Raw genomic sequence first — 3,856 nt, forward strand, 5'->3', positions numbered from 1 at the left:
AATTGATCCATCATCATTTAGATTTATAGGATGAATATCTAAATACCCATATTCTTCATGCTTGAGTTCCATACGTGAAGGCATCCAATCAACTTCTATTTTGTATCCGATATCTTCTAATTTTTGTATAACTTTTTGAGTGTGTTGAGCGTCAAAATCTATATCTATATCTCTGTGTTCTCTTTGTTGTTTTCCAGTTAATACATCTACCCCCCAGCCACCATCTAACCAATAAGTTACTTTCATGTGTTCAAATAAATCTAAAATATAAAATAAATCTTTTTCTGTTACATTATTATTTTTCATTTTATCCCTCCTAACTTGGGAATTTGAAACGAGTTGAAAACGAGTTTCTTCTTGTCTTGATACTATATAGAAACAACTACATTTTTATAATAACTAAATAAATGCTGATATAACAGTGTTTTTAGATGTTTTTTGTTAAAAAAGGTTGAAAACAAAAAACTCTGGGGGAGATTTTGAAAAAAATCGACCAACTTCTGGGGGGTACTACGACCCCCCTTTTAAGTGCCGAGTGCCAAATTCATTTTTTTTGATGCTTTATCCTTACTTGCTCAAGGGTTTTGCCTTGGCGAGAAGTGAGCGAGAAATTGGCGAGAAATTGGCGAGAAATTGGCACAAAATAAAATATTACATTATTTAAATTGTTATAAATAAAATAATATGTTATTTTATTTATGAGGTGATTATAGTGTCTGAAAAATCTGAAAAAAAAGAAAATATTAATGTTATAGTTCCTGCATCGTTAAAACAGCGTATATCTGAAAAAGCGGAATCTTTAGGGATGTCTCTGTCGTCATATATTCGTTTTGTAGTGATTAAAGATTTAGAAAAATAAAAAAAAGCCCTGCTAGAAAAAGCAAGGGCTCATAAGATTTGATATTCTTTGAATTCGCAATTTAAGTTTATCAAATTTTCCCTTGTTTTCCTAGTATGGTAACTAGGAAGGTGTAATTTTTATGGCAAAAGATAAAGCAAGATATTTTACATTTTTGTTGTATCCAGAAAGTATTCCGAATGATTGGGAAATGAGATTAGAGTCGATTGGAGTTCCAATTGCAATTAGCCCATTACATGATAAAGATAAAAGTGATGTAGAAGGACAAGAGTATAAAAAAGCACATTACCATGTGATTTATGTTGCTAAAAATCCTGTAACAGCAGATAGTGTTCGTTTTAAAATTAAAGGTCTTTTAGGTGATAAGAGTGTTGCTTTAGTGAAAATTATTGTTACAAGTATTGAAAATATGTATTTGTATTTAACGCATGAATCTAAGGATGCTTTAGCAAAAAGTAAATATAAGTATAGTCGTAAAGATATTAAGTTAATTAATAATTTTGATATCGATCGTTATATAACGTTAGATGTTGAAGATAAAGATGATATGTTGAATGAAGTGTGTGATTTAATCGATGAACATGATTTAGCAAATATGCGAGAACTAAGAAGGTTTGTGAGAAATCATGGAACTGAATATAATTTACCGAGTATGAAAGTGATTAATTCAGTTTTACGTTCGCATACAGGCTTATTAAGATTATATTTTGATGCTGTCTATCAAGAGCGCCGATATGGTCGTTCTGATTATGACAAAGAAACTGGAGAAATAAAGGGATAGGTGACGAAAATGGAATGGGATAATTCAATTTATCTTGAATACGGTGTTAAGCATACTTTGACGAGGGAGGAGATTGGTGTTCTTCAAAAAGCGTTAAAAGAAGTTGAGGTAGATGAAGAACACCAAGATTCTTTGAATGCGTTACAAGCGATATTTATTCACCATATGGATTAAATAAAAGCCCCCTGACAGAAATGTCGAAGGGGGTTTTTATTTTGGTTTGATGTTTGCAGACCGACCATTTTTGTAGGGCAGCAAATCGTCAAACATGTATCAGCTAATTGCCACAATTGGTGGCGCTGATACTCGGCTCAAAAGAGCCGACAGAGCCGTCGGCAGACCCCTCGGCGAGCCCACCTTTACGAAGTAAAGTATAGTGGGTTATACTTTACATGGAAGCTGTACCGAAGTTAGGAGTGTTTATATGTCATTTGTAGTGGCGAGAATGCAGAAGATGAAAGCTGGCAATTTAGTCGGCATAGGTAATCATAATCAACGGTTAACTGACAATCATTCAAACAAAGATATTGATACGGAACGCTCGTATTTGAATTATGACTTAGTCAATCGCACAGACAATTACAAAACGGATATTCAGCAATTTATTAACGACAACAAATCGAGTAGTCGTGCTGTCAGAAAAGATGCTGTATTAATAAACGAATGGATCATAACTTCTGACAACCGATTTTTTAAAGATAAAGACGATAAAGAAATTAAAGACTTTTTCGAACAGTCGAAAGATTACTTCGCTGAAAAATTTGGTGATGAGAATATCCGCTACGCTCAAGTTCACTTAGACGAAACAACACCGCATATGCACTTAGGTATTGTGCCTTTCAATGCGGAAAAGCGGTTATCAGCAAAGACTCTTTTTAATCGTCAAGCTTTACAGGCGGTACAAGACGAATTGCCAAAGTATTTAAATGAGCGTGGTTTTGAGCTTGAACGTGGCGAAAAAGGTTCAGAGCGTAAAAATTTAACGGTGCCTGAATATAAAAAGGCAAAGGACGAATTAAAAGAGATGACTACCACGCTGGAACAGCGAAAGTCAGAAGTTTTAGCGTTATCGAACGATAAAACACCAACAATCAACAAAGAAAGTTTAGATTTAAAAGACGAAACGAAAACGGTCAAAGTACCAAGTGGCGAAACGATTGGAATTGGTAAGTTACGTCATGAATTTACGAAAAATGAAGAACGAAAAACAGGAAATGTGATTATCCCTGAAAGTAAATTAAATGCTTTAATACAAGGCTATGAAGATTTATATAAATCGAATGAGCAACTAAAAAAATATGCAGAAACAGATTTACCAAAAAGAATTGATTACGTAAAAGGCAAATACAAAGAGGTAGTGCGTGATTACAATGATTTGGCAGATAGATTTAATAATAATTTAGAGAAAATTGATTCGTTGGAGAAAGAGAATAAATCGCTTAAAAACGAAATTAAGGGCATTTACAGAGGTTTTAATCAGTTTATGGAAAATACCCTTGGTGCAACTGTTAGACAAGCTGAAAAGCTCATGAATAACCTTGTGAGTGAAATTAAAGAGTTTGTAAAAGGTGGAGAGTTTGAAAAAATTCATAGAAATGAAACTCGAACACGAGATAGAGATGAATTAAGTCGTTAGAAGCTCATATTTGCGTTTTAAGGCGTTTTAAATCAATTCGAGTATATTTACACCTGTTTGGTCTTTTCGTCGGCATAAGCGTTAAAAATGGCAATAGAAAAAGCAGCAAGGGCGAACGTAGTGAGTGCATTTACCCTTGCAGCTTTTTTTGTTGTCATTTAGCTTTTGTAAACCGACAGAAAAGCCAACAGGTATGACTGTTTACTCACTTTTCAGAGGCATGATCAAACGCATTGCGTTTGTCAGGTGTGGGCGGAAGCCCACGGTTTTTAAAAGGGTTCCGAGGCTCAACGTCAATAAAGCAATTATGTTATTGATTTTAAATTTTTTATATCAAAATGGTCTTTTTCTGTTAAATCATAACCAGAATGAAAAAGAAGTTGAGCTTCTTTTGAAATACATGGTATTTTTCGACCTTTGTAATTAGTTTCTGAAAACCAGTCATTTTGGAAAACATAATTACCACCTTCTGGGTTTGCTTGGGTAATTGATCCATCATCATTTAGATTTATAGGATGAATATCTAAATACCCATATTCTTCATGCTTGAGTTCCATACGTGAAGGCATCCAATCAACTT

General features: G+C 33.9%; 6 protein-coding genes. 4 read left to right on the plus strand and 2 right to left on the minus strand.

Going from position 1 to position 3,856, the window contains the following annotated elements; genetic code table 11:
• The coding region (locus tag ACFW0C_RS09660) for a nucleotidyltransferase domain-containing protein (protein ID WP_378107031.1) at nucleotides 1-306 on the minus strand (306 nt) is incomplete at its 3' end.
• Nucleotides 307-712: 406 nt separating this feature from the next.
• Here ACFW0C_RS09660 and ACFW0C_RS09665 point away from each other — a divergent pair.
• The 4 genes from ACFW0C_RS09665 (at nucleotide 713) to mobV (ending at nucleotide 3,276) form a co-directional block, all read left to right on the plus strand.
• Complete coding sequence (locus ACFW0C_RS09665; protein WP_172699694.1) at nucleotides 713-859, plus strand: hypothetical protein; 147 nt, start codon at nucleotides 713-715, stop codon at nucleotides 857-859.
• A 121-nt stretch (nucleotides 860-980) separates the two neighbouring features.
• On the plus strand, nucleotides 981-1,640 hold the full coding sequence (locus ACFW0C_RS09670; RefSeq protein ID WP_105139627.1) for a replication protein: 660 nt from the start codon (nucleotides 981-983) through the stop codon (nucleotides 1,638-1,640).
• A 9-nt stretch (nucleotides 1,641-1,649) separates the two neighbouring features.
• On the plus strand, nucleotides 1,650-1,814 hold the full coding sequence (locus tag ACFW0C_RS09675) for a hypothetical protein (RefSeq protein ID WP_172699695.1): 165 nt from the start codon (nucleotides 1,650-1,652) through the stop codon (nucleotides 1,812-1,814).
• Nucleotides 1,815-2,064: 250 nt separating this feature from the next.
• Nucleotides 2,065-3,276 carry a MobV family relaxase gene (mobV, locus tag ACFW0C_RS09680; protein ID WP_125716022.1) on the plus strand — a complete coding sequence of 404 codons (1,212 nt, stop codon included), beginning with the start codon at nucleotides 2,065-2,067 and terminating at the stop codon, nucleotides 3,274-3,276.
• A 305-nt stretch (nucleotides 3,277-3,581) separates the two neighbouring features.
• Here mobV and ACFW0C_RS09685 read toward each other — a convergent pair.
• A partial coding sequence (locus ACFW0C_RS09685) for a nucleotidyltransferase domain-containing protein (RefSeq protein WP_378107034.1) occupies nucleotides 3,582-3,856 on the minus strand: 275 nt, incomplete at its 5' end.

It is taken from the genome of Aerococcus sp. NPDC058936, from assembly GCF_042741995.1.
GTDB lineage: Bacteria > Bacillota > Bacilli > Lactobacillales > Aerococcaceae > Aerococcus.